Origin of the sequence: Martinezella calliandrae, from assembly GCF_030272695.1 — a bacterium.
GTDB classification, from domain to species: Bacteria; Pseudomonadota; Alphaproteobacteria; order Rhizobiales; family Rhizobiaceae; genus Rhizobium; species Rhizobium calliandrae.
Window position 1 is genome coordinate 181,845 of the sequence record NZ_JARFYN010000004.1, and the last position, 21,515, is coordinate 203,359.

The 21,515-nt window shown below is 59.8% G+C and carries 21 protein-coding genes and 2 pseudogenes; 12 read left to right on the plus strand and 11 right to left on the minus strand.

Annotation, left to right across the window (positions count from 1 at the left end; all coding sequences use genetic code 11):
• Positions 1 to 68 precede the first annotated feature (68 nt).
• Together PY650_RS04885 and PY650_RS04890 are read right to left on the minus strand one after the other, a co-directional pair.
• Positions 69 to 1,583: a sensor histidine kinase gene (locus PY650_RS04885; protein ID WP_285877922.1), complete on the minus strand. Its 1,515-nt coding sequence runs from the start codon at positions 1,581 to 1,583 to the stop codon at positions 69 to 71.
• Between the two features lie 167 nt (positions 1,584 to 1,750).
• The gene (locus PY650_RS04890; RefSeq protein WP_285877923.1) at positions 1,751 to 3,751 is read right to left on the minus strand and encodes a methyl-accepting chemotaxis protein; all 2,001 of its coding nucleotides are present in this window, start codon (positions 3,749 to 3,751) and stop codon (positions 1,751 to 1,753) included.
• Between the two features lie 434 nt (positions 3,752 to 4,185).
• Between PY650_RS04890 and rpmH the strand changes: the two genes are divergently transcribed.
• The 5 genes and pseudogenes from rpmH to yihA all read left to right on the plus strand — a co-directional run bounded on the left by rpmH (position 4,186) and on the right by yihA (position 7,930).
• Positions 4,186 to 4,320, plus strand: a complete 135-nt coding sequence (gene rpmH, locus PY650_RS04895; RefSeq protein WP_283056961.1) for a 50S ribosomal protein L34 — start codon at positions 4,186 to 4,188, stop codon at positions 4,318 to 4,320.
• A gap of 20 nt (positions 4,321 to 4,340) precedes the next feature.
• Positions 4,341 to 4,730: a ribonuclease P protein component gene (gene rnpA / locus PY650_RS04900; protein ID WP_285877953.1), complete on the plus strand. Its 390-nt coding sequence runs from the start codon at positions 4,341 to 4,343 to the stop codon at positions 4,728 to 4,730.
• Positions 4,730 to 6,529: a membrane protein insertase YidC gene (yidC, locus tag PY650_RS04905; protein ID WP_285877924.1), complete on the plus strand. Its 1,800-nt coding sequence runs from the start codon at positions 4,730 to 4,732 to the stop codon at positions 6,527 to 6,529. The genes rnpA and yidC overlap by 1 nt, the downstream gene beginning before the upstream one ends.
• A 78-nt stretch (positions 6,530 to 6,607) precedes the next feature.
• Positions 6,608 to 7,036: pseudogene (locus PY650_RS04910) on the plus strand (transposase); the annotation flags it as partial.
• Between the two features lie 234 nt (positions 7,037 to 7,270).
• Complete coding sequence (yihA, locus tag PY650_RS04920) at positions 7,271 to 7,930, plus strand: ribosome biogenesis GTP-binding protein YihA/YsxC (RefSeq protein WP_285877925.1); 660 nt, start codon at positions 7,271 to 7,273, stop codon at positions 7,928 to 7,930.
• Positions 7,931 to 7,994: 64 nt separating this feature from the next.
• On the opposite strand, the gene PY650_RS04925 is transcribed toward yihA, so the two are convergent.
• From PY650_RS04925 to PY650_RS04935, 3 genes are all read right to left on the minus strand, one after another.
• Complete coding sequence (locus PY650_RS04925; protein WP_285877926.1) at positions 7,995 to 8,552, minus strand: fasciclin domain-containing protein; 558 nt, start codon at positions 8,550 to 8,552, stop codon at positions 7,995 to 7,997.
• A 109-nt stretch (positions 8,553 to 8,661) separates the two neighbouring features.
• Entirely contained in the window at positions 8,662 to 9,372 is a 711-nt protein-coding gene (locus PY650_RS04930) for an anti-sigma factor (RefSeq protein ID WP_285877927.1), read from the minus strand.
• Positions 9,369 to 9,908 carry a sigma-70 family RNA polymerase sigma factor gene (locus PY650_RS04935; protein ID WP_285877954.1) on the minus strand — a complete coding sequence of 180 codons (540 nt, stop codon included), beginning with the start codon at positions 9,906 to 9,908 and terminating at the stop codon, positions 9,369 to 9,371. Before PY650_RS04935 ends, PY650_RS04930 begins: the two co-directional genes overlap by 4 nt.
• Positions 9,909 to 10,090: 182 nt before the next feature.
• On the opposite strand from PY650_RS04935, the gene argB reads away from it, so the two are divergent.
• On the plus strand, positions 10,091 to 10,978 hold the full coding sequence (argB, locus tag PY650_RS04940; protein ID WP_285877928.1) for an acetylglutamate kinase: 888 nt from the start codon (positions 10,091 to 10,093) through the stop codon (positions 10,976 to 10,978).
• 65 nt (positions 10,979 to 11,043) lie between these two features.
• On the opposite strand, the gene PY650_RS04945 is transcribed toward argB, so the two are convergent.
• A complete protein-coding gene (locus PY650_RS04945; RefSeq protein WP_285877929.1) occupies positions 11,044 to 11,886 on the minus strand; it encodes an oxidoreductase in 843 nt (280 codons plus the stop codon).
• A gap of 151 nt (positions 11,887 to 12,037) precedes the next feature.
• Here PY650_RS04945 and PY650_RS04950 point away from each other — a divergent pair, with 151 nt between their 5' ends.
• On the plus strand, positions 12,038 to 12,934 hold the full coding sequence (locus PY650_RS04950) for a LysR family transcriptional regulator (RefSeq protein WP_285877930.1): 897 nt from the start codon (positions 12,038 to 12,040) through the stop codon (positions 12,932 to 12,934).
• Here the strand turns inward: PY650_RS04950 and PY650_RS04955 are convergent, their stop codons facing one another.
• The gene (locus tag PY650_RS04955; RefSeq protein ID WP_285877931.1) at positions 12,935 to 13,705 is read right to left on the minus strand and encodes an isocitrate lyase/PEP mutase family protein; all 771 of its coding nucleotides are present in this window, start codon (positions 13,703 to 13,705) and stop codon (positions 12,935 to 12,937) included.
• Between the two features lie 213 nt (positions 13,706 to 13,918).
• Here PY650_RS04955 and PY650_RS04960 point away from each other — a divergent pair, with 213 nt between their 5' ends.
• Together PY650_RS04960 and PY650_RS04965 are read left to right on the plus strand one after the other, a co-directional pair.
• Positions 13,919 to 14,623: a pyrimidine 5'-nucleotidase gene (locus tag PY650_RS04960; RefSeq protein WP_285877932.1), complete on the plus strand. Its 705-nt coding sequence runs from the start codon at positions 13,919 to 13,921 to the stop codon at positions 14,621 to 14,623.
• Between the two features lie 116 nt (positions 14,624 to 14,739).
• The gene (locus PY650_RS04965; protein ID WP_285877933.1) at positions 14,740 to 15,366 is read left to right on the plus strand and encodes a calcium-binding protein; all 627 of its coding nucleotides are present in this window, start codon (positions 14,740 to 14,742) and stop codon (positions 15,364 to 15,366) included.
• 118 nt (positions 15,367 to 15,484) lie between these two features.
• On the opposite strand, the gene PY650_RS04970 is transcribed toward PY650_RS04965, so the two are convergent.
• Positions 15,485 to 16,357, minus strand: coding sequence for an LOG family protein (locus PY650_RS04970; protein ID WP_285877934.1), 873 nt, complete (start codon positions 16,355 to 16,357; stop codon positions 15,485 to 15,487).
• Positions 16,358 to 16,570: 213 nt separating this feature from the next.
• Between PY650_RS04970 and dapD the strand changes: the two genes are divergently transcribed.
• The 3 genes from dapD to PY650_RS04985 all read left to right on the plus strand — a co-directional run bounded on the left by dapD (position 16,571) and on the right by PY650_RS04985 (position 19,364).
• Positions 16,571 to 17,428 carry a 2,3,4,5-tetrahydropyridine-2,6-dicarboxylate N-succinyltransferase gene (gene dapD / locus PY650_RS04975; RefSeq protein ID WP_285877935.1) on the plus strand — a complete coding sequence of 286 codons (858 nt, stop codon included), beginning with the start codon at positions 16,571 to 16,573 and terminating at the stop codon, positions 17,426 to 17,428.
• Between the two features lie 156 nt (positions 17,429 to 17,584).
• Positions 17,585 to 18,778 (plus strand): succinyl-diaminopimelate desuccinylase, encoded by a 1,194-nt coding sequence (gene dapE, locus PY650_RS04980; RefSeq protein ID WP_285877936.1) that lies wholly within the window; start codon positions 17,585 to 17,587, stop codon positions 18,776 to 18,778.
• On the plus strand, positions 18,765 to 19,364 hold the full coding sequence (locus PY650_RS04985) for a hypothetical protein (RefSeq protein ID WP_285877937.1): 600 nt from the start codon (positions 18,765 to 18,767) through the stop codon (positions 19,362 to 19,364). Before dapE ends, PY650_RS04985 begins: the two co-directional genes overlap by 14 nt.
• Position 19,365: 1 nt before the next feature.
• Here the strand turns inward: PY650_RS04985 and arsC are convergent.
• From arsC to fmt, 3 genes and pseudogenes are all read right to left on the minus strand, one after another.
• Positions 19,366 to 19,765 (minus strand): annotated as a pseudogene (arsC, locus tag PY650_RS04990) (arsenate reductase (glutaredoxin)).
• Positions 19,743 to 20,549, minus strand: a complete 807-nt coding sequence (truA, locus tag PY650_RS04995) for a tRNA pseudouridine(38-40) synthase TruA (RefSeq protein ID WP_285877938.1) — start codon at positions 20,547 to 20,549, stop codon at positions 19,743 to 19,745. The pseudogene arsC and the gene truA overlap by 23 nt, the downstream one beginning before the upstream one ends.
• Complete coding sequence (fmt, locus tag PY650_RS05000; protein ID WP_285877939.1) at positions 20,549 to 21,496, minus strand: methionyl-tRNA formyltransferase; 948 nt, start codon at positions 21,494 to 21,496, stop codon at positions 20,549 to 20,551. The genes truA and fmt overlap by 1 nt, the downstream gene beginning before the upstream one ends.
• Positions 21,497 to 21,515: the final 19 nt, after the last annotated feature.

Here is a 21,515-nt window from a genome sequence, read left to right on the forward strand (position 1 = left end):
GAATGCAAGTGGATTTGTAAAAAAGATCACGATTTTTGCAAACACTATCGCGAAGAGGCTGAAAACTCTCAGTTTTCGTGGAGGCTGCGACTGCGGTAATCGTCGAGCGAGACCGGACGGTCAGGAATTTCGATGCGGAATTGGGTGCCGGCGGCGGGTTTTTCCACCAGCGCAATGGTGCCGCCATGGGCAAGCACCAGCTCGCGGGCGATCGCCAAACCCAAGCCGGTGCCGCCGGAGCGGGTGGAGCCACGAAAGGCGGTGAAGAGGTTTTCCCGCGCCTTCTGCGGCATGCCCGGGCCGGTATCATCGACGGTGATGCTGACGACGCTGCCGATGCGGCGCGCCGAAACCGTGATACGGCGGATGCTGTCGGGCGCGGTCTCGCCGAAAGCGACCAGCGCCTGATAAGCGTTGCGGCAGAGATTGTGGATGATGCGGAACAATTGCTCCCCATCGGCGTCGACCTCCAGGTCGGGACTCATCTGCACGAAGAATTCGATGCCGCTTTCGGGATCGATCGCCAGGATATCGCGGACTTCGTCGATCAGCTCAAGCAAATGTATCCGGCGGCGGCGCGGCGCGGATTCGGTGGTCTGGCCGAAAGACAGGACCTCGGTCGTATAGCCGACGGCTCGATCGATGGTGCGCAGAAGCTTTGGTGCGAAACGCTTGACCATCGGATCATCAACATCGACCAGGCGGTCGGACATGAGTTGCGCGGCCGAAAGGATGTTGCGCATGTCGTGGTTGATCTTCGACACGGCCAGACCGAGAGCGGCGAGGTTCTTCTGCTGCTTCAGCGTCTTCTGCAACTGCGACTGCATGGAGGCAAGATGGTGCCCAGCCACGGCCAACTCGTCGCGCCCCTCGTCCGGCACCAAAACACGGCTGGGGTCTTCCGGATCATCGGAATAGGCCTGCATGCTGTCGGTCAGCCGACGGATGGGGCGAATCATCATGCGATTGATGGCGAAGAAGATTAGGGTCGCGGTGAAGAGCGAGATCAGGATCGAGACGAAAAAGACGCTGGCTGAATAGGCAAGCATGGCGCTACGCAACCGAGTGTCCTTCAACACAACCTCGATGCCTGTGTTGGCATCGCCACCGACCGGGCCGAAGACGCGGATGATGCGATTGCCGCCAAACAACAGCGTGTCCAGCGCATCGCGGATCGCCGTCAGCTGCGAAACATCGGTCAGATCATATTGTTCATCGACGGAGGCCGGCATCTCGGCTGTCGCCAGCAGACGCGACGTGCCTTCCTTGCGCAACACGATGGCGCGCGTGCCTGTCGCCATCAACGTCTCCTTCTGAAGAGCGCGCGGCAACTCGACCGGCTGCAAGGCGTCGATGACGATTGCCGCGGCGGCGGCGGTGTTCAGCCGGTCTTGCAACCAGCGCAACCGCATGTTGGCAACGGAAGGAACGAAGATCAGCACTTCGGCGAGCAGGATGAAAATGACGGTAAGCATCAGAAGCTTGCCGGAAAGGCCACCGAAAATGCCGGTGGGGCGGTAGAAACGCAGGTGCGTCCGAGCCTCGGCCTTGCCGCCTTCGTTCCTGTCTTGCTCACTATCCATTTCGGCTGTCCCGCTTTGTTGCAAAGCGATCTGATGGCGACATATCGAACGTAGATAATAAGAGATTGTGACGGTTTTTCCAATTGCCCCTGTCACAATAGGGCTGATAGGTCATGCGCCAATGGCGGGAAAGGCGCGTCGGGCGCCTTTCCCGCCGTCCGGCCGGATCAGAATTCCTCCCAACTCTGCGCCGCCGCAGCACCGCCGCCCGTAAAGGCGCCAGCGACCTTGCCGATCATTCGGCGCGCCGGCGAAGCCACGGGACGATGGGTTTCGGTGCGTGCCGGCATCGGGGCGGATGCCGCCGCTCCGGTGTCGACCTTGAAGCGGGCGACGAGACGAACGAGACCGTCGGCTTCGGCCGAGAGGCGATGTGTGGCGGCGGAGGTTTCCTCGACCATGGCGGCGTTGCGCTGCGTCACCTCGTCCATCTGGTTGACGGCTTTATTGACCTCGCTGAGGCCGGTCGACTGTTCGCGGGCGGCCGTCGCGATCGAATGGATATGATCGTTGATCTTCAGCACGCGCGCCTCGATCGCCGCCAGCGCCTCGCCGGTTGCCTGCACCAGCTTGACGCCGACCTGTACCTGATCGCCGGATTTGCCGATCAGCGCCTTAATGTCCTTGGCGGCGGTCGCGGAACGCTGCGCCAGTTCGCGCACTTCCTGGGCGACGACGGCAAAGCCCTTGCCCGCCTCGCCCGCACGGGCCGCCTCGACCCCGGCATTCAATGCCAGCAGGTTGGTCTGGAAGGCGATCTCGTCGATGACGCCGATGATCTGACTGATCTCTCCCGAAGCTTGCTCGATGCGGCCCATGGCGTCGACGGCATTGCGAACCACCGTGCCGGAGCGAGCAGCATTTTCCTTAGCTTCCGTCACCATGACGCTCGCCTCCTGCGCGCGCTCGGTCGAGCTTTGCACGACGGCGGTGATCTGATCGAGCGCCGCCGAGGTCTCTTCCAGGGCAGCAGCCTGCTGCTCTGTACGCTTCGAGAGGTCGTCGCTGGCGTGACGCAGCTCGTAGGTGTTCGAGTTGATCGAACCGGTCGTCTCGCGGACCTCGCGCATGGTGCTCTTGAGGGTCGCAAGGGTCGCGTTGACGTTCTGCTGCAATTCGGCGAAGGCGCCCTGGAACTCGCCGCGCATGGTCTGGGTCAGATCGCCCTCAGCAAGGCTTGCTATAACGCGACGAACCTCGCCGACGCCGGTATCGACGCTCGCAAGCAGTTCGTTGATGTTGCCGGCGAAGCGATTGAGGTTGACGTCGCCATAATCCTTGTCGATGCGGCGGCTGAAATCGCCGGAAGCGGCGGCGGCAACGACGCGCGACATGCTGGACTGCAGGTCATCGCTCTTGGCGCGCATCGCCGTTTCCTCGGCATTCATGCGGCGGACAGCATTGCCGTTCTGCTTGAAGACATCGACGGCCGCCGCCATCTCGCCGATTTCGTCGGCTCGCCCGGCAAAGGGAACCTCGATATCGAAGTTGCCGTCGGCCACCCGCTTGATCGTCTCCGTCACCTTGCGGATCGGCCGGCTCAGATGCGCGGTACCGATATAGATGCCAAGGCCGACGCCGGCACCGATACCGACCACCATGATGCCGAGCACGGCCCACATGATGGTTTGCCGAAAAGCCGTGATTTCGGTATCGACAGCGGCAAGTGCTGCCTTGTCGGCCTGGACGACGGCATCGATCTCAGTCTGGAAGGCCTTTCGATTGGCGCGGTTGGCGTCGTTGTTGCCTTGCTTGTTGGCGGCGTCCGGACCGTCTGTTATGCCGAGGCGTGCGGTCTCGGTCCGGAATGTGTGGAAATCCCGCGCTCGGTCCTGCAATTTGGCGAATTCGGCTTTCTGCGCTTCGGGGACAGATGGCGACCAGGTGGCGAGCACCTTGTCGATTTCGTCGAGGTCACTCATCAACCCATCGGCGAAGCTCTTGGCATCCTTGGCGGAACCGGAGGCATAAATGCCGCGTGATTCCATCACGACCGCGGTCACGTAGCGGTTCAGACGCTCGCCCATGTAGGCGCGGCTCGCCGCCAGCTCATAGGCCTGGAGCTGCCGGTCATATTGATTGACCGCATAAAGAGCGGTAGCGCCGATCAAAAGCGCTGCACCGGCCATCACGGACACGAGCAGATTGATTTTACCACGAATTTTCAAGGATGTGCCCCCTAGCAACGGAAGACCTTCAGAAAGCCAGGGTTTCCCGGCATATCCTTAGATATCGATTAAAATCATTAATGTTATCTTGCGCTATTTCGAATATAAATTCAGAAGCACTTTCGCTAATCCGGCGGCCGCGAACGATAGTCTTTCCTAATCTTATACATTAATAACATTTCCAATTGATCGAGGCGCCTGAGACAGGCATGGCCGTGACGCATCGGCAGAGCAACGATCATTTTGGGGAGGCGCAGGGTTCCAGGAATCTTTGGCAAGCATAATTGACTTCCCGGGGCTTGATCCTTATAAGCCCGCGCACGTCCGGCCATGGAGCCTGCCTTTGCGGGCCAAGTCCGTTCGCCATAATCAACAACGCTCCTTGCTTTTAAAGCAAAGCTCAAGAAGGGCCGCACTCCGCGGTGTTTAAATAAATGAAGCGTACCTATCAACCATCCAAGCTTGTCCGCAAGCGTCGTCACGGTTTCCGTGCGCGCATGGCCACCAAGGGCGGTCGCGCGGTTCTTGCCGCTCGCCGTAACCGCGGTCGCAAGCGTCTTTCGGCCTAAGAGCCGGAATGCCCGATAAGATGGCGGGCGAACGACCCAAAAAGACTGCCGGGCGGCTGAAAAGCCGGCCGCAGTTTGTTGCAGTCCGCGAAGGCGAAAAGCGCAAGGGAAGTCTCTTCCTCATCGAAGTGCTGGACCGCAAGCTCTCCGACGCCGAACCCCGCGTTGGTTTTACAGTCACCAAAAAACAAGGCAACGCGGTTGAGCGAAACCGTATGCGGCGCCGACTGAAAGAAGCGGTGCGGCTTCATGCGGGATTTGCAATGCAGCCCGGACATGACTATGTGGTTGTCGCGCGGCGCGATGTGCTGACCGCACCCTTCGAAAAACTGGCGAGCGAACTCGTCGGCCGCATCGAAGCCAGGCCGAAACACCGGCGGCCGGAAACGGGCCGCTCCAGGAAAGTATGATGGAAAACAACCGCAATTACTTCATAGCAATTGCCCTGTCTGTGCTGATTGTCCTCGCCTGGCAGTTTTTCTACATGAACCCGCGTCTCGACGCGCAGCGCAAGGCCGAACAGGCCGCAAAGCTGCAGCAGCAGACGCAGCAGGCTCAGGCGACGCAGGCACCGGCCGCAGGCGGAGCCGTGACCGGCGCGCCCCCGGCGAACGCTCAGACGGCGCCGACGCCTGTCAATCGCGATCAGGCACTTGCAGAGACTCCCCGCGTGACGATCGACACTCCGGCGCTCGCAGGCTCCATCAACCTGGAAGGTGCCCGCCTCGACGACCTCAAGCTTAAGGAATACCGCGAGACCGTCGACAAGAGCAGCCCGATCATCACGCTGTTCAGCCCGGCCAATACCAAAGACGGTTACTTCACGGAACTCGGCTATGTCGGCAACGATGCTACCGGTACGGTTCCGGGTCCTTCCACGATCTGGAAGCTCGCAAGCGGAGATAAGCTGACCGACAAGTCCCCGGTGACGTTGAGCTACACCAACGAGAAGGGCCTTACCTTCACGCGGACGATTTCGCTCGACGACCGCTATATGTTCACGATCACCGACAAGGTCGCCAATGCTGGCCAGGCACCGGTATCGCTGTCGAACTACGGCCGCGTCACCCGCTACAACAAGCCGCTGACGCCCAGCACCTACGTTCTGCACGAGGGCTTCCTAGGCGTTTTCGGCGCGCATAGCGGCATTTCGGAAAGCAAGTACGCCGCCGTCGAAAAAGAAAACGTTAGGAACGAGCAAGTAACCGGCGGCTGGCTCGGCATCACCGACAAATACTGGGCAGCCGCCATGGTGCCGCCACAGACGGTGCCGTTCGATTCCAACTTCTCGCATTTCACCGATGGCCAGGCGCGTTTCCAGGCCGACTTCAAGAACACCCCTGTCACCGTCGCGCCGGGCCAATCGACCGAGATCAAGACACTGGTCTTCGCCGGTGCCAAGGAAGTTCCGGTTATCAATGGCTACGAGCGGACCTATTCGATCCCGCTCTTCAACCGCCTGATCGATTGGGGCTGGTTCTGGTTCCTTACGCAGCCGATGTTCCAGCTGATGGATTTCTTCTTCCGCTTCTTCGGCAATTTCGGCGTCGCCATTCTTTGCACCACGATCTTCGTCAAGGCGCTGTTCTTCCCGCTCGCCAGCAAGCAATATGCATCGATGGCGAACATGAAGCGCATGCAGCCGAAGATGGAAGAGCTGAAGGCCAAGTTCGGCGACGACCGCATGGGCCTTCAGCAGGCGACGATGCAGCTCTACAAGGAAGAGAAGATCAACCCGATCGCCGGCTGCTGGCCGGTGCTGCTGCAGATTCCGATCTTCTTCTCGCTCTACAAGGTGATCTACATCACCATCGAGATGCGTCATGCGCCGTTCTTCGGTTGGATCCAGGACCTTTCCGCTCCCGATCCGACCTCGATTGTCAATCTCTTCGGTCTGCTGCCGTTTGCGGCTCCGGCTGTCCTTCATCTTGGCGTCTGGCCGCTCATCATGGGCGTCACCATGTTCCTGCAGATGCGCATGAACCCGACGCCGCCGGACCCGACCCAGGCGATGATCTTCAACTGGATGCCGCTGGTATTCATGTTCATGCTCTCAAGCTTCCCGGCCGGTCTCGTGATCTACTGGGCCTGGAACAACACGCTGTCGGTCATCCAACAGTCGATCATCATGAAGCGCCACGGCGTGAAGGTGGAGCTCATCGACAATCTGAAGGGCCTCTTCAAACGAAAACCGGCGCCATCGAAATGAACAAAAAGCCCCGCTTCGGCGGGGTCAGACTGCTGACAAACCCCTGGCGTAGCCGGGGGTTTTGTGATTCTGTGGTACATGTTGAAGAAACCTTCCTCTTTCCAGACGGCTCTTGAGATGGTGACGCTTGAGAGTCTGGTGCCGAAGGATCATCTGCTTCGCAAGATCGATGCGGTGATCGACTTTACCTTCATTCATGACCGCGTTGCCGGACTTTATTGCGCCGACAATGGCCGGCCGCCGCTCGATCCGGCCTTGATGTTCAAGGCTCTGTTCATCGGCTACCTGTTCGGCATCCGCTCGGAGCGGCAGTTGGTGCGCGAAATCGAGGTCAATGTCGCCTATCGCTGATTCTTGCAGATGAAGCTGACGGATGGTGCGTTTGACGCCTCGACGCTGTCGCAGAACCGCCGCCGGCGTTTCAACGACACCTCGGTCGCCCAGGACATTTTTGACCATATCGTCGAGCAGGCCATCGGCCACGGGCTGGTCGACGGCACGGTACTTTAGCTTGAAGCCGGTGGCGCGCTGCAGGTTGCCCTCATCCAATTCGCCAAAACGTTCGGTGCATTTACAGGCGGCATGCTATTTGACAGCGCCCGTCCGCCTATAGCGGCCTGCTTTTTCTTGTATCAAGCATGATCGCGATCGCTGCGCCACCCCGCACGCGGATCAAAACTTGACTTTCGCCGGCAAAACCCTGATGCCAGTCAGCCAATTGAACCGGAAGACCGCGAGCGAATGCCAGAACAGACGATAAAAGACGACAAGCCGCTTTTCGGGCGCCCGTGGATCTTCATCCGCGGCGTGCCGGCGATGAAATTCCTGCCGCCGGAAGGGCCGCTGGAAGTAGCTTTCGCCGGACGTTCGAATGTCGGCAAATCGTCGCTCATCAATGCGTTGATCGGCCAGAAGGGTTTGGCGCGCACCTCGAATACGCCAGGCCGCACCCAGGAACTCAACTACTTCGTTCCCGATGGCTTTTCCGGCGAGGGTGCCGACCTGCCGCCAATGGCTTTGGTGGACATGCCCGGCTACGGCTATGCGGAAGCGCCGAAGGAGCAGGTGGATGCCTGGACGAAACTGGTATTCGACTATCTGCGCGGAAGATCGACACTGAAGCGCGTCTATGTGCTGATCGACAGCCGTCACGGCATCAAGAAGAACGACGACGAGGTCCTGTCGCTACTCGACAAGGCGGCGGTTTCCTATCAGATCGTGCTGACCAAGACGGACAAGATCAAGGCGGCGGGTCTGCCGAAGCTGATGGCCGATACGGCTGAAAAGGTCCGCAAGCGCTCGGCTGCCTATCCCGGCATCCTCGCCACCTCCTCCGAAAAGAGCGAGGGCCTTGACGAATTGCGTCAGGCGATTGGCCTGACGGTTGGCCTCGCCGTCTAACGATCTCAAACAAAAGGACGCCGTCCCCGCGTTCCAAGGACGGCGGCCATCTTACCGATGTTCGTTACATCTTCGGCAATAGCACCTTGTCGACGACGTGGATCACGCCGTTAGACTGTTTTACGTCGGCAATGGTGATATGGGCAGTACCGCCGGCCTCGTCGGTCAGCGTCAGTTTGCCGGCCATTTCCGTCGCTTTGATCGTACAACCACCAACGGTCTTGAGATCGTATTCGCCGCCGTTGCCCATCGACATCTTCTTGATGGCGGCCGCCATGTCATCGCCCGCGACGACGTGGCAAGTCAGGATCTTCGTCAGCGTCGCCTTGTTCTCCGGCTTCAGCAGCGTCTCGACAGTGCCGGGCGGCAGCTTCTTGAAGGCTTCGTTGGTGGGCGCGAAGACGGTGAAGGGCCCCTTGCCCTCCAACGTATCGACGAGGCCGGCCGCCTTGACGGCGGCGACCAGCGTCGTGTGGTCCTTCGAGTTTACGGCATTTTCTATGATATTCTTATTGGCAAACATCGGCGCGCCGCCAACGGTCGGGTTCTTCGCATGGGCGATGCCGGTCGCGGTTGAAAGCGCTGCGGCCACCGCAGCAATGCGGATCACAGTCTTGATCATAGGCCTATCCTCTTCCTCTCTTACCCCGCTCAGGCGGGGTCAGAGCAAGTTACGGAGCCGCGGGAAGAAGAGTTTCAGCCTCGGTGCTTTTTTCGAAGGAAAGATGTTTTCAGGGCTGATGGATCGTGCCGGAGGCGATGACATCGCCGGTGGGCTTGCCGGTCGGCGAACCACCGAAGGGTTCGGCGCTGACGGCGATGATCGCACCTTCGGTCAGCTTGCCGTGAACCTCCGGTGGCAGAACGATCTCGCCCTCGCCGCTCTGCGGCAAGACGCCAAGTGCCTCGGCCGGCTCGCTGCCACGGATCAGCCAGAGTTCCAATGACTTTTCCTGGGGCTGGCCAGCGGCGACCGGCGTCACCTTCAGTCGCCCACTAGTAACGTCATAGTCGGCCAACAAATTGATGGCGCTGTTTTGCCCGGAGAGTGAGGCGGTGAGCTGCTTGCCTGGCGACGGCCGCGAGGCATTGTTTGTAATGGTGAACACCAGGACGCCGGCCGCAAGAAACAACGAACCGAAGGCAACGGACCGCCAGAGCAGCAGCGAATTCCAGAGATTGGCGCCGAAGGCCGCGTCTCCGAAAATGCGCCTCTCGATTTTGGGGAAAATAGAGGCGGCCGGTGCGACCGCATCATAGTCATCGTTGAATCCCGAAAGATTCTGCTCCCAACGGCTGACAATTGCGGCGAACTGTCGATCGCTGCGCATGCGCCGCTCTACCTTCTGCCGATCCTCCAATGACAGCACGCCAAGCACATATTCACCAGCTAGGACTTCATCGCGGGAGCGGCCTCCCTTGCTTTGATCGGGCGTACTCATCGGTCCATGCACTCTCTCAGTCTAATCAGGCTTCGGCGCAGCCAGGTACGCATGGTATTCAAAGGCACCGCATATTGCTCGGCAAGTTCCTGGTAGCTCAGGCCCTCGACATAAGCGCTACGAACAGCCTGAGCACGATCAGCTTCCAACTCTTCCATGCACCTGTCAATCCGCCTTCCCTCACCCTTCACCATTGCCTGTTCTTCGGGGCCGGGTTCGGTATCAGCAAGATCATAGGCCGTATCAATTTCGTCGGCGACAGGTTTTCGGGCGCGAATGGCATCGATTGATTGATTGCGCGCAATTGTCGTCAACCACGGCATGGCCGGACCCTCCGAGGCGGCAAAACGCTCGGCCCGCTGCCAGATTTTCACGTAGACTTCCTGCAAAATTTCCTCGGCATCCGTTCTGTTGCCGAGGATACGCAGGCAGACGGCATAGAGTTTCGGACTGGTCTTTTTGTAGAGGGCTTCAAAGGCTTTCTGGTCGCGCATCGCGACCCTGCCGATGAGCGCTTCTATCTCCTCACTCGCCATCCGATCCCCCGATCGCGGCATTCCTATGGTTAACTTAAGGGAAAAGTGTCTGACGGCAAGCTCACCCAACCGATGAAACAGCTTGGGGGCGATGTGACGCAGGAAAAACTAATCCTGCGATCATTATTCCCTCCGCCAAAAACTTGAGATAAAAGGCCGCGAACAATTCCACGGGGTGCCCCATGTCCGAATCCCAAAGCGAACTCCAAGCCAGCCTGCTGGCGCAGGCCCTGCCCTACATGCAGCGTTACGAAAACAAGACCATCGTCGTGAAATACGGTGGCCATGCAATGGGCAATGCAGAGCTCGGGAGGGCGTTTGCGGCCGATATCGCGCTTCTGAAGCAGTCGGGCGTCAACCCGATCGTCGTCCATGGCGGCGGCCCGCAGATCGGCTCCATGCTGACGAAGATGGGCATCGAATCAAAATTCGAAGGCGGCCTGCGCGTGACCGACGCCAAGACCGTCGAGATCGTCGAAATGGTGCTGGCCGGCTCGATCAACAAGGAAATCGTCGCGCTGATCAACCAGACCGGCGAATGGGCGATCGGCCTTTGCGGCAAGGACGGCAACATGGTCTTCGCCGAAAAAGCGCATAAGACCGTCAAGGACCCGGATTCCAACATCGAGCGCGTGCTTGATCTCGGTTTCGTCGGTGAAGTGGTGGAGGTCGATCGTACGCTGCTCGATCTTCTGGCAAAGTCGGAAATGATCCCGGTCATCGCCCCGGTCGCACCCGGCCGCGACGGCGCCACCTACAATATAAATGCCGACACCTTTGCCGGCGCCATCGCCGGCGCGCTCAGCGCAACGCGACTGCTCTTCCTGACCGACGTTCCGGGCGTGCTCGACAAGCAAGGCCAGTTAATCAAGGAACTTTCCGTTGCCCAGGCACACGCGCTGATCGCGGACGGCACGATTTCCGGCGGCATGATCCCGAAGGTCGAGACCTGCATCGATGCCATAAGGGCCGGTGTCCAGGGCGTGGTCATCCTCAACGGCAAGACCGCCCATTCGGTGCTGCTCGAAATCTTCACCGAACACGGCGCAGGCACGCTGATCGTTCCGTAAAGAAAAACGCCCCTCTCCAAGTCGCGAGAGGGCGCGCGGTTCTCACTTTGTCGGCAATTGCGCGTTCAACCGAAATCGGTCGAACGCGTGAGGTTTTCCCACGCGGTGATTTCCTCGCTGAGAATAGCAATTTTTCCGCGCACCAAATTCAGGGCGTCCGTTCCAAGCAAGAGATGGACCGGAGGGTCGTCTGACGCCACCAACGCCAATATCGCCGCGGCGGCCTTGCGGGGGTCACCAGCCTGGTTGCCGCTCTTTTCTTCCCGTGCCTTACGAATGGGGTCGAATAGCGCGTCATAATCGGCAATACTGCGGCCGGTGCGAACCATGGAACGACCGGCCCAGTCGGTGCGGAAAGAACCCGGCGCAACGGCTGTGACCTTGATGCCGAAATCCTTCACTTCTTTTGCCAATACCTCACTGATGCCTTCGAGGGCGAATTTGCTGCCGCAGTAGTAGGCGATGCCAGGCATGGTGATGAAACCGCCCATCGACGTGATGTTGATGATGTGGCCAGCCCGGCGGCGGCGCATGAAGGGCAGAACGGCCTTGGTCATCGCCACGGCACCGAAGACGTTGACGTCGAATTGACGACGCATCTCGTCGAGCGGCGACTCCTCCAATGTGCCTTCGTGACCATAGCCGGCATTGTTGATCAACACGTCGATCGGGCCGTGCTCCGCTTCGATGCGTTCGACGGCAGGCTCGATGGCGGAATAATCGGTCACATCCAGAATGGTCGCTGTAGCGCGGCCCGGCCCCATGGCCTCGAGCTGCTCCTGGCCGGAAGCATTGCGGACCGTGCCGGCGACCCGGTGGCCGGCGGCAAGTGCTGCCTCGGCGAAGGCGCGACCGAAACCGGAACTGACGCCGGTGATCAAGAAAAGTTTGCTGTCTTTCGAATTCATGGGAAAGCTCCTTAACTGTCTGCGGGCTGGACATTCGGTCAAGCGGCCGCGTGCTGCCAATGTGGAAGCGACAGGACTGACAGTCCAATATATTGCAGTGGCTTTGTTCATATCTTAAAGGTATCTCTTGCCAACCAATGTCGGGGGAGAGATGGAGCTGCGCCATATCAAATATTTCCTCGCCGTCGCCGAAGAACTGAATTTCACCCGCGCGGCCCGCCGCGTCGGCATCGGTCAACCGCCGCTCAGCAATCAGATCCGTGACCTGGAGGAGGAGATCGGCGCGCCGCTATTTCGCCGTCTGCCGCATGGCGCCGAATTGACGGAGGCCGGGCAAGTTTTCCTGCCGGAAGCGCGCACGATTATGGCCAAGGCCGCGCATGCGAAAGCCTTGGCATTACGGGCGGGGCGCGGAGAACTCGGGCGCTTGCGGCTAGGCTTTACCGGTTCGGCTGCGTTCAGCCCGATCGTGCCGTCGGCGGTGCGCAGTTTCCGCCGCGCCTACCCGGAAATCGATCTGACGTTGCAGGAAGCCGATACGACCCTGCTGCTGGAGCGGCTTGATGCCGAGGAACTGGATGCGGTCTTCATCCGGCCGGGGCGGGCCGACCCACCCGGTTTCCGAACACATTCGCTCGGTGAAGACGCCATGGTCATCGCTCTTCCCTCCGGCCATCCTCTCGCCGACGCTGCCGCCTTGCCCCTGTCCGCACTGTCGGCCGAACCTTTCGTCCTATTTCCGCGCGAGGCCGGTCCCAGCCTTTTCGACGGAATCATCACTGCCTGCCGGCATGCGGGTTTCGAACCGATCCTTGGACAGATCGCCCCACAGATCACCTCGCTCGCCAATCTCGTCGCGGTCGAACTCGGAATTTCGGTCGTACCGTCAGCGGTCGCGCAAATCCGAGTGCCGGGTGTCACCTACATACCAATCAGCGGCGATGGGCCGGTGGCGCGGCTGGCACTCGCAACGCGCCGCGACGAACGGTCCGCCGTCGTGCAGAATTTTGTCGCGCGCGTGCTTGCAGACAAAAACAATCCGCGATGATTAGGCCTGTTGATACAGCGCTTCAGCCTCGCTTTTCAGCATTCCCATCACCGTCCTATAGGGCGCCGGACCGTAGCTGATGCGGCTGACGCCGAGCGTGGCCATGGTGACGTTATCGGGCGTTGTCGGACGCACCATGATGTTGACCGGCAAAGGAGAGCGATCGCAGACAGCTTCGATCAGCTCCGCATCGACAAGGCCCGGTGTGAAAAAGCCGCTGGCCCCGGCTTCGGCAAAGGCATCGGCGCGGCGGTAGGCCTCGTCCAGCAGGATCTGATGATGGGCGGTATCGCTTTCCTGCAGGAAGAGATCGGTGCGGGCATTGATGAACAGGGGCATTTCCCGCCGCCTGGCCATCTCCCTGATGGCGCCAATACGTGCAGCTTGCGTCTCTATGGGGTGAACGCCGCGGCCGCCAACCACCTGATCCTCGAAGTTGATGCCGATGGCGCCGTGATCCATGATCTTTTCCACATTGGCGGCGACGGCATCCGGCTCTACCGCATAGCCGCCTTCGAAATCGACGGACACAGGCAGGTGGCTCGTCACCGAAATCAGACGGGTGATGACCGCCAAGAGCGACAGTGGTATGGCCTCGCCATCGCCGAAGCCATTGGCGGCGGCGACCGACCAGCTTCCGGTGGCCAACGCTTTGGCCCCGGCTTCAGTGACCACCTTGGCCGAGCCAGCGTCCCAAATATTGAAGAGGATCAGCGGCTCGCCTTTACGATGCAGCTTGGCGAACTGCTCTGCCTTTTCCACCTGACTCATCTTATCCCCCTCCGCAAACCCGACCGTTCTGGCCCTTGTATCCGAAGAGGCTCGGTCTCCTCCTCCATCGGGCAAATAGCGCGCAACCTCAGAAATCAATCAGTAAAACCATAGCCTGCGTTGGAATTCCCGGCAATATCTGCGACATTTCTCACAAACGCCGTTAGCATATTTCCCTTTTCTTCGAGCGAGGCCGCATGTCATAAGGTCGCCATGACAAAGACAAAGACGCTGCCCCGCCCTGCCGATTTTTCCGATATCCGCGACTGGGTGTTCGATCTCGACAATACGCTCTATCCGCATCACATCGATCTATTCTCTCAGATCGACAAGAACATGACGGCCTATGTGTCGGCCCTCCTGCAGATGGAGCGTGACGAGGCACGGAAGCTGCAGAAACAATACTATCTAAACCACGGCACAACATTGCAGGGGCTGATGATCCATCATCGCATCGACCCCAACGACTTTCTGGAGAAGGCGCATGCGATCGATTATTCGGTGCTGACGCCCCAGCCGCGGCTGGCCGCCGCCATCAAGGCGCTGCCGGGACGCAAGTTCATCTTCACCAACGGCAGCGTCAAGCATGCGCAGGCCGCCGCGGGCGCGCTCGGTATCCTCGATCACTTCGACGATATCTTCGACATCGTCGCGGCCGATTACGTACCGAAGCCGGCCGGTAGTACTTATGACAAGTTCATGAGCCTCAACCGAGTGGACACGAAGCGGGCAGCGATGTTCGAGGATCTGCCGCGCAATCTCACCGTGCCGAAAGCGCTCGGCATGACGACCGTCCTGCTCGTGCCACAAAATCTCGAGGGCATCGTTGTCGAATGGTGGGAAAAGGCGAGCGGTAAGGACGATCATATCGACTACGTGACCGACGATCTCACGGTCTTTCTCGAAGCGTTGATTTAACCGTTTCTTAAGATCGGATTACCAAAGTTTCATCCGCCTTACGGATGTTTAATTGGTCGTTTTTTCCCTTCAGCCGTATCGTTTGACCATCCTTCAGCACGAAAGGAAATACATCGATGTACGCGAAAAAACTTCTTCTAGCAGGACTTTCAGCAACCCTTTTGGTCGGCGCGGCCGTTCAGGCGAGCTTTGCCGCCCCGCAAGGCAACGAGGGCATGAATGGCCCCGGCGGCCGCTGGCATCGCCCGCACTTTTCACCCGAAGTCGCCTATGTGCGCATGCTCAAGCAATTCGACACCAATGGCGACATGAAGATTTCCAAGGATGAGCTCAAGGCCGGCGTCGACAAAATCTTTGACCAGATCGACACCAACAAGGACGGCCAGATCACCCCGGCTGAAATCAAGGCCTATCGCCAGGAACGCACCAAGGAGTGGCGTGCCGAACGCGCGAACGCCAAGGGCGACGACAACAAAAACGATCAGGCCCAGGCCGGTGACAACAACGGCGACAACAATGACAACCGAGGCGAGCATCCCCGCCACAATCCCCGCGAGCGCTTTGTCCGCGAGGCTACCCTGATTCGCGGCATGCTCATGTTCCATCGCATCGACGCCGACGGCAATGGCCAGATCAGCAAGCAGGAAGCCGAGGACGCCGCCAACACGTTCTTCGACCGCATGGACCGCAACCATGACGGCGTGATCTCGCTGGACGATATGCCGAACCGTCCGCTGCTCTAAATATTCGCTCACGCAGGATATTATCCGAAATGCGCATCACGCCTTGGGGGATCACGCCGCCCTAGACGATCCTCCCAAGACGAAAAGGCCCGCCTCGCAGATGCGGGCCTTTTCACTTTTAGTGCCCGTTATCGTGTTCGTAGAAATCCGCGACGATCTTCCACGCTTCGTCAGCGGTATCGACGAAGCTGATCAGCTTGAGGTCATCGGGTGCAATGGTGCCGAATTCGGCGAGCGCATCGAAATTGATGATGTCGCGCCAGAATTTTTCGCCGAACAGGATCAGCGGCAGACGTTCCATGCGGCCGGTCTGGATCAAAGTCAGGCACTCGAACAGCTCGTCGAGCGTACCGAAACCACCTGGAAATACCGCGATTGCCTTTGCGCGCACCATGAAATGCATCTTGCGGATCGCGAAATAATGGAAATTGAAGCTGAGCTCCGGCGTGACGTAGACATTCGGCGCCTGCTCGTGCGGCAATACGATGTTGAGGCCGATGGACGGGGCGCCCTCTTCCGAAGCACCACGATTGCCCGCTTCCATCACGCCGGGGCCGCCACCGGTGACCACGACATATTCATGGAAATCGAAACCGGCGGAATAACGCGCGCAATGCCGGGCGAATTTGCGGGCTTCCTCGTAGTAAACCGACGCCGCCTCGAGATTGGCTCGCTGCACGTCGTTGCGCGCCGCCCAGGCGCTGGTACCGGGCGCCGGAATGCGCGCGCCACCGAACATGACCACCGTCGATTTGATGCCGCGTTCCGTGAGAGACATCTCGGTTTTCAACAGTTCGAGCTGCAGCCGGATCGGCCGCAGTTCCTCGCGGCACAGAAATTCCTCGTCGGCATAGGCGAGCCGATAGGAAGGCGACATGGATTGCGGCGTCTTCGGTACGGCTTCGGCCCGCTTCTTGTCGGCCGAGCTCGTCTTTAGGGGATCCCATACGCCATCCTTGCGCCTCAACCTGCCGTTCTTCGCCTTGCTCATCTACTGATGCCTTTCAAATCGATCATAACTGGTCGCTCCTGCCCTCTGGCGGGAATGACCAAGCTTTTGCATATGCACTACAACGCCTTGAATCCAAGCTCAATCGGCGCGGAAAAGACATTCCAATTTCGAACTCCATGCTATAGGACCAATAAAAGTTTCCGGAGCATTTTACGGAAATCACGATAGGCACTGACGTTTTAAGGAATTCTCATGAGCGCTACCGAACTCGTCACTCTCGAAAAGACCCTCGAGGCCGCCTTCGAAAATCGCGATAACGTGAACACATCGACGCGCGGCGAAGTTCGCGACGCCGTTGAGACGGCGCTGGATCTGCTCGATAGTGGCAAGGTCCGTGTCGCCGAACGCGGCTCCGACGGCAATTGGACGGTCAATCAGTGGCTTAAGAAAGCGGTGCTGCTCTCTTTCCGGCTGAACGACATGCAGGTCGTCGACGGCGGCCCGGGTGGTTCGACCTGGTGGGACAAGGTGCCGTCGAAATTCGAAGGCTGGGGCGAGAACCGCTTCCGCGAAGCCGGTTTCCGGGCAGTCCCGAATGCCGTCGTCCGCCGCTCGGCCTACATCGCTCCGAACGCCATCCTGATGCCCTCTTTCGTCAATCTAGGCGCCTATGTCGGTGAGGGCACCATGGTCGACACCTGGGCGACCGTCGGCTCCTGCGCGCAGATCGGCAAGCATGTGCATCTCTCGGGCGGCGTCGGCATCGGCGGCGTTCTGGAGCCTATGCAGGCCGGTCCGACCATCATCGAGGATAACTGCTTCATCGGCGCGCGCTCGGAAGTGGTCGAAGGCTGCATCATTCGCGAAGGCTCCGTGCTCGGCATGGGCGTCTTCATCGGAAAGTCCACGAAGATCGTCGATCGCGCCACCGGCGAGATCACCTATGGCGAAGTGCCGCCCTACTCCGTCGTCGTCGCCGGCGCCCTACCGAGCGGCAACACGATGGCGAACGGGCAACCTGCCCCCAGCCTCTACTGCGCCGTGATCGTCAAGCGCGTCGATGAAAAGACCCGCTCGAAGACCGGCATCAACGAGTTGCTACGCGACTGATTGCAATTTTTGGAAGCGCGGTCGCCATATCGCGCTTCCCTCGTGCTTGCTGGGTGAGCATGCCTGTGCGATTGCTGGAATCGCTGCAAAGATTTTCGACTCGTGGCCGATCCTTTGCCATCGCTTTGCCATTTCCCGCCGGATAAGTTGCCTCCGATGACCGTCACCAATCCTGTCGCCAATCTGCAAACCCTGATCCGCTGTGCGTCCGTAACGCCGGCCGAAGGCGGTGCGCTTGCCGCGCTCACCGATATGCTGCTGCCGCTCGGCTTCAAGGTGGAGCGCATGACAGCCAGCGAGCCGGGTACACCCGATATCGAGAACCTTTATGCCCGCCTCGGTACCGAGGGTCCGCACCTGATGTTTGCCGGTCACACGGATGTCGTTCCGGTCGGCGACGCGGCCGCCTGGAGGCATCCGCCCTTTGCCGCCGAGATTGCTGACGGGGAACTTTTCGGCCGCGGCGCGGTCGACATGAAGGGCGGCATAGCCTGTTTTGTCGCTGCGGTCGCGAGCCACATCGAGAAGCATGGCGCTCCAACCGGCTCAATCTCCTTCCTGATCACCGGCGACGAGGAAGGCCCGGCCATCAATGGCACAGTCAAACTGCTGCAATGGGCGGCCGAGCGCGGCGAGCGATGGGATGCCTCCGTGGTCGGCGAACCGACCAATCCGGACCAACTCGGCGATATGATCAAGATCGGCCGCCGCGGCTCGATATCCGGTTTCATCACAGTTCATGGCGTGCAGGGCCATGCCGCCTATCCGCATCTCGCCGACAATCCTGTGCGCAGCATCGTTAAACTGACCGAAGCTCTGCTCCACCCGCCCTTCGACGCGGGCACCGACAACTTCCAGCCGTCGAACCTCGAGGTGACGACGATCGATGTTGGCAATGCCGCGACAAACGTCATTCCGGCGAAGGCGACGGCTGCCTTCAACATTCGCTTCAACGACGCATGGACCGTCGAGACGCTGAAGGCGGAAATTCTCGCCCGCCTTGATGCCGCTGCTGCCGACCAAACGCTTCGACCAGGTCGTGAGCCGACTAAATATGACGTCGTCTGGTCCGAACGTCCAAGCCAGGTTTTCCTGACGCGCAACAATGCGCTGATCGCCTCCCTATCCTCGGCGATCGAAAACGTTACCGGCCGCACGCCGAAACTCTCGACCACCGGCGGCACTTCGGATGCACGATACATCAAGGATTATTGCCCGGTCGTGGAATTCGGCCTTGTCGGCCAGACCATGCATATGGTGGACGAGCGGGTGGCGCTATCGGATCTTGGAACCTTGACCGAGATCTACGAGACCTTCATCCAGCGCTGGTTTGCGAATGCCGACCTTTAGGGAAGTCCAATATTATCTGGCGGGCTTGTGGCTGCTGATCCGTATGGATGCACGCGGTTTTCAATATCTCGACATATCAGATCGCGGCATGCTTCGATCCTTCTGGGCGATTCTCTGGAGTCTGCCGTCGATCGGCATTTCATGGCTCTGGTGGCAACAGGCCTATCTCACCGCCATGCCGCCGGAAACCTCTACGGGCATGGCCTTTTTCCTTCGCCTGGCATTGGTCGAGGCAGCAAGCTGGCTCGTGCCGCTGATCCTTGCCGGCGTGTTGCTGATGATCTTCCGCTTCGACGATAAATTCGCGCCCATTGTCGTGGTGGTGAACTGGCTCGGCCTGCCGACCTCCTACCTCAACTCCTTGCTGATCGCATTGCTCGTCTTCGTTCCCGGCTCCAGCGGGCTCGCGGCCATCTTGTGGCTGGCATTGATGATGGTGATCATCTTTTCGCTGGCGCGCATCCTCAGGATGATCTGCGGCACGCATCCGCTTTTTGTCGGCGCGCTTACGCTGGTGCTGCTGATCCCGACCATGCTGCTGACGGATTTTCTGCAACGCTTCCTCGGCGTCTATCCACCGGGTTGAGCTAAAGGCGGATGATTTCGCCATCTTCCTTGGAAAAGGACCGATATTCGGGTTTGGCAGAATGTCGAGCACGAGTTCGGACGGACGACAGAGGCGCACCCCTTCTCGGAAATCACGATCGGGCGGTTGATCAGGATCGGGTGCTCGATCATCCGATTAAGTGGGTGATCGTCGGGAGATTGAGATCACCAAGACCGAGCTCGCCATACGGCGTTCCCTTTTGCCGAAGAAGGTCGCGGACTGCCAATCCCATGGTAGTGATGAGCTCCACCAACTGTTGACGATTAGGTGGCGTCTCCAGATATATGCGATGACGACAAGCTTTTCCCCCGACTGCGGATCATCGCCAGCGCGTTGCGCGACGTGTCGCAAGAAGGATTATGATAAATCGTCACCGTCATCGGTATTCTCCTCCTGGCCGCCCGGCAAACCGCCGCCGCCGCGATAATCCACCTGCATGAAATAGAGCCCATCCGGTGGCGCGACTGGACCGCACGCCTTGCGGTCTCGTGCTTCCAATGCGGCACGCACGTCGTCCACCGTCCACTTGCCCTCGCCCGCAAGCTTCAGCGTGCCGGCGAAGGAGCGGATCTGATTGTGCAGGAAGCTTTGCGCCGTGGCGCGGATTTCAATCAGCTCGCCATTGCGGGAAACATCCAGCCGATCGAGCGTGCGGACCGGGCTGTTTGCCTGGCAATGCGCCGAGCGGAAAGTGGTGAAATCATACCGACCGACCAGCGTCTGTGCTGCCGCATGCATAACCTCGTGGTCCATATCTTTCGGCACCCACCAGGCACGCCCAGCCTCCAGCGCTAGCGGCGCTCGGCGCGCAATGATCCGGTATAGATAGTGTCGCCGGATCGCCGAGAAACGAGCGTCGAAGCTCGCATCGACCTGTTCGACATCGAGAATGGCGACACGCTCGCCAGCCATCCTCAGATGAGCATTCAGTGCATTGCGCAGCGTATGCAGCTTCCATTCCCTCGAAAGATCAGCATGCGCAACTTGGCCCAGGGCATGCACGCCGGAATCCGTGCGTCCCGCGCCACGAATGGAGACCTTCTCGCCAGTCAGAGACAAGATGGCGCCTTCGATCGCGCCCTGTACCGAAGGACCGTTATCCTGACGCTGCCAGCCGACATAGGGGATCCCGTCATATTCGACGGTCATGCGGTAACGCGGCATCAGGTTGGACCCGCCGCCAATGTGGTGCCCTGGGCTATCGCCGTGCCGCGCAGGAAATCGGCCGCAGCCAACGGTTTGCCGCCTGACTTCTGAAGCTTTGTCAGTCGCACGGCGCCGAATCCGCAGGCAATAACCAGATCGTCAGTCAGCACACGGCCGGGCGTTCCGCCTCCTTCGGCCAATTCGGAGCCCAGCACCTTGATACGTTCAGGCCTGCCGGCGATCTCGGCCTCGAACCAGGCGCCCGGGAACGGCGACAGGCCGCGAATATGATTGTGAACATTTGCGGCCGGCTTGCTGAAATCGATGCGCGTCTCGCCCTTATCGATCTTGGCGGCGTAGACGACGCCGTCAGCAGGCTGCTCGGTCAGCGGCAGTTCGTCATGCTCCAGCTTGTTCATGGCCTCGACCATGGCCTTGGCGCCAACCAGCATCAGCTTGTCGTGAAGTTCGCCGGCGGTCATCGTATCGCCGATTTCGACTTCCCGCGTCAGAGCAACCGGGCCGGTATCGAGACCCTTGTTCATCTTCATTACCATCATGCCGGTCTTCTTGTCGCCAGCCATGATCGCGCGCTGGATGGGCGCGGCACCCCGCCAGCGCGGCAGCAGCGAGGCATGGCCGTTATAGCAGCCGAACCGCGTGCCCGTGAGGATCGCCTCGGGCAGCAGCAGGCCATAGGCGACAACCACGGCGACATGGGCATCAAGATCGCGAAAACGCTGGCGCTCTTCCAGGTCCTTGAAATTGACAGGCGTAGCCACCGGCAGGCCAAGCAACTCCGCCGCCTGATGCACCGGCGATTTCTGCAGGTCAAGCCCACGCCGACCGCCCGGCCGAGGCGGCTGCGTATAAACGGCGCGAATCCGATGCCCGGCATCGACCAGCGACCGCAAAGTCGGCACTGAAAACTCGGGCGTTCCCATGAAAATGATGCTTAGCGACATGCGATCCGTCCGGCCAAGA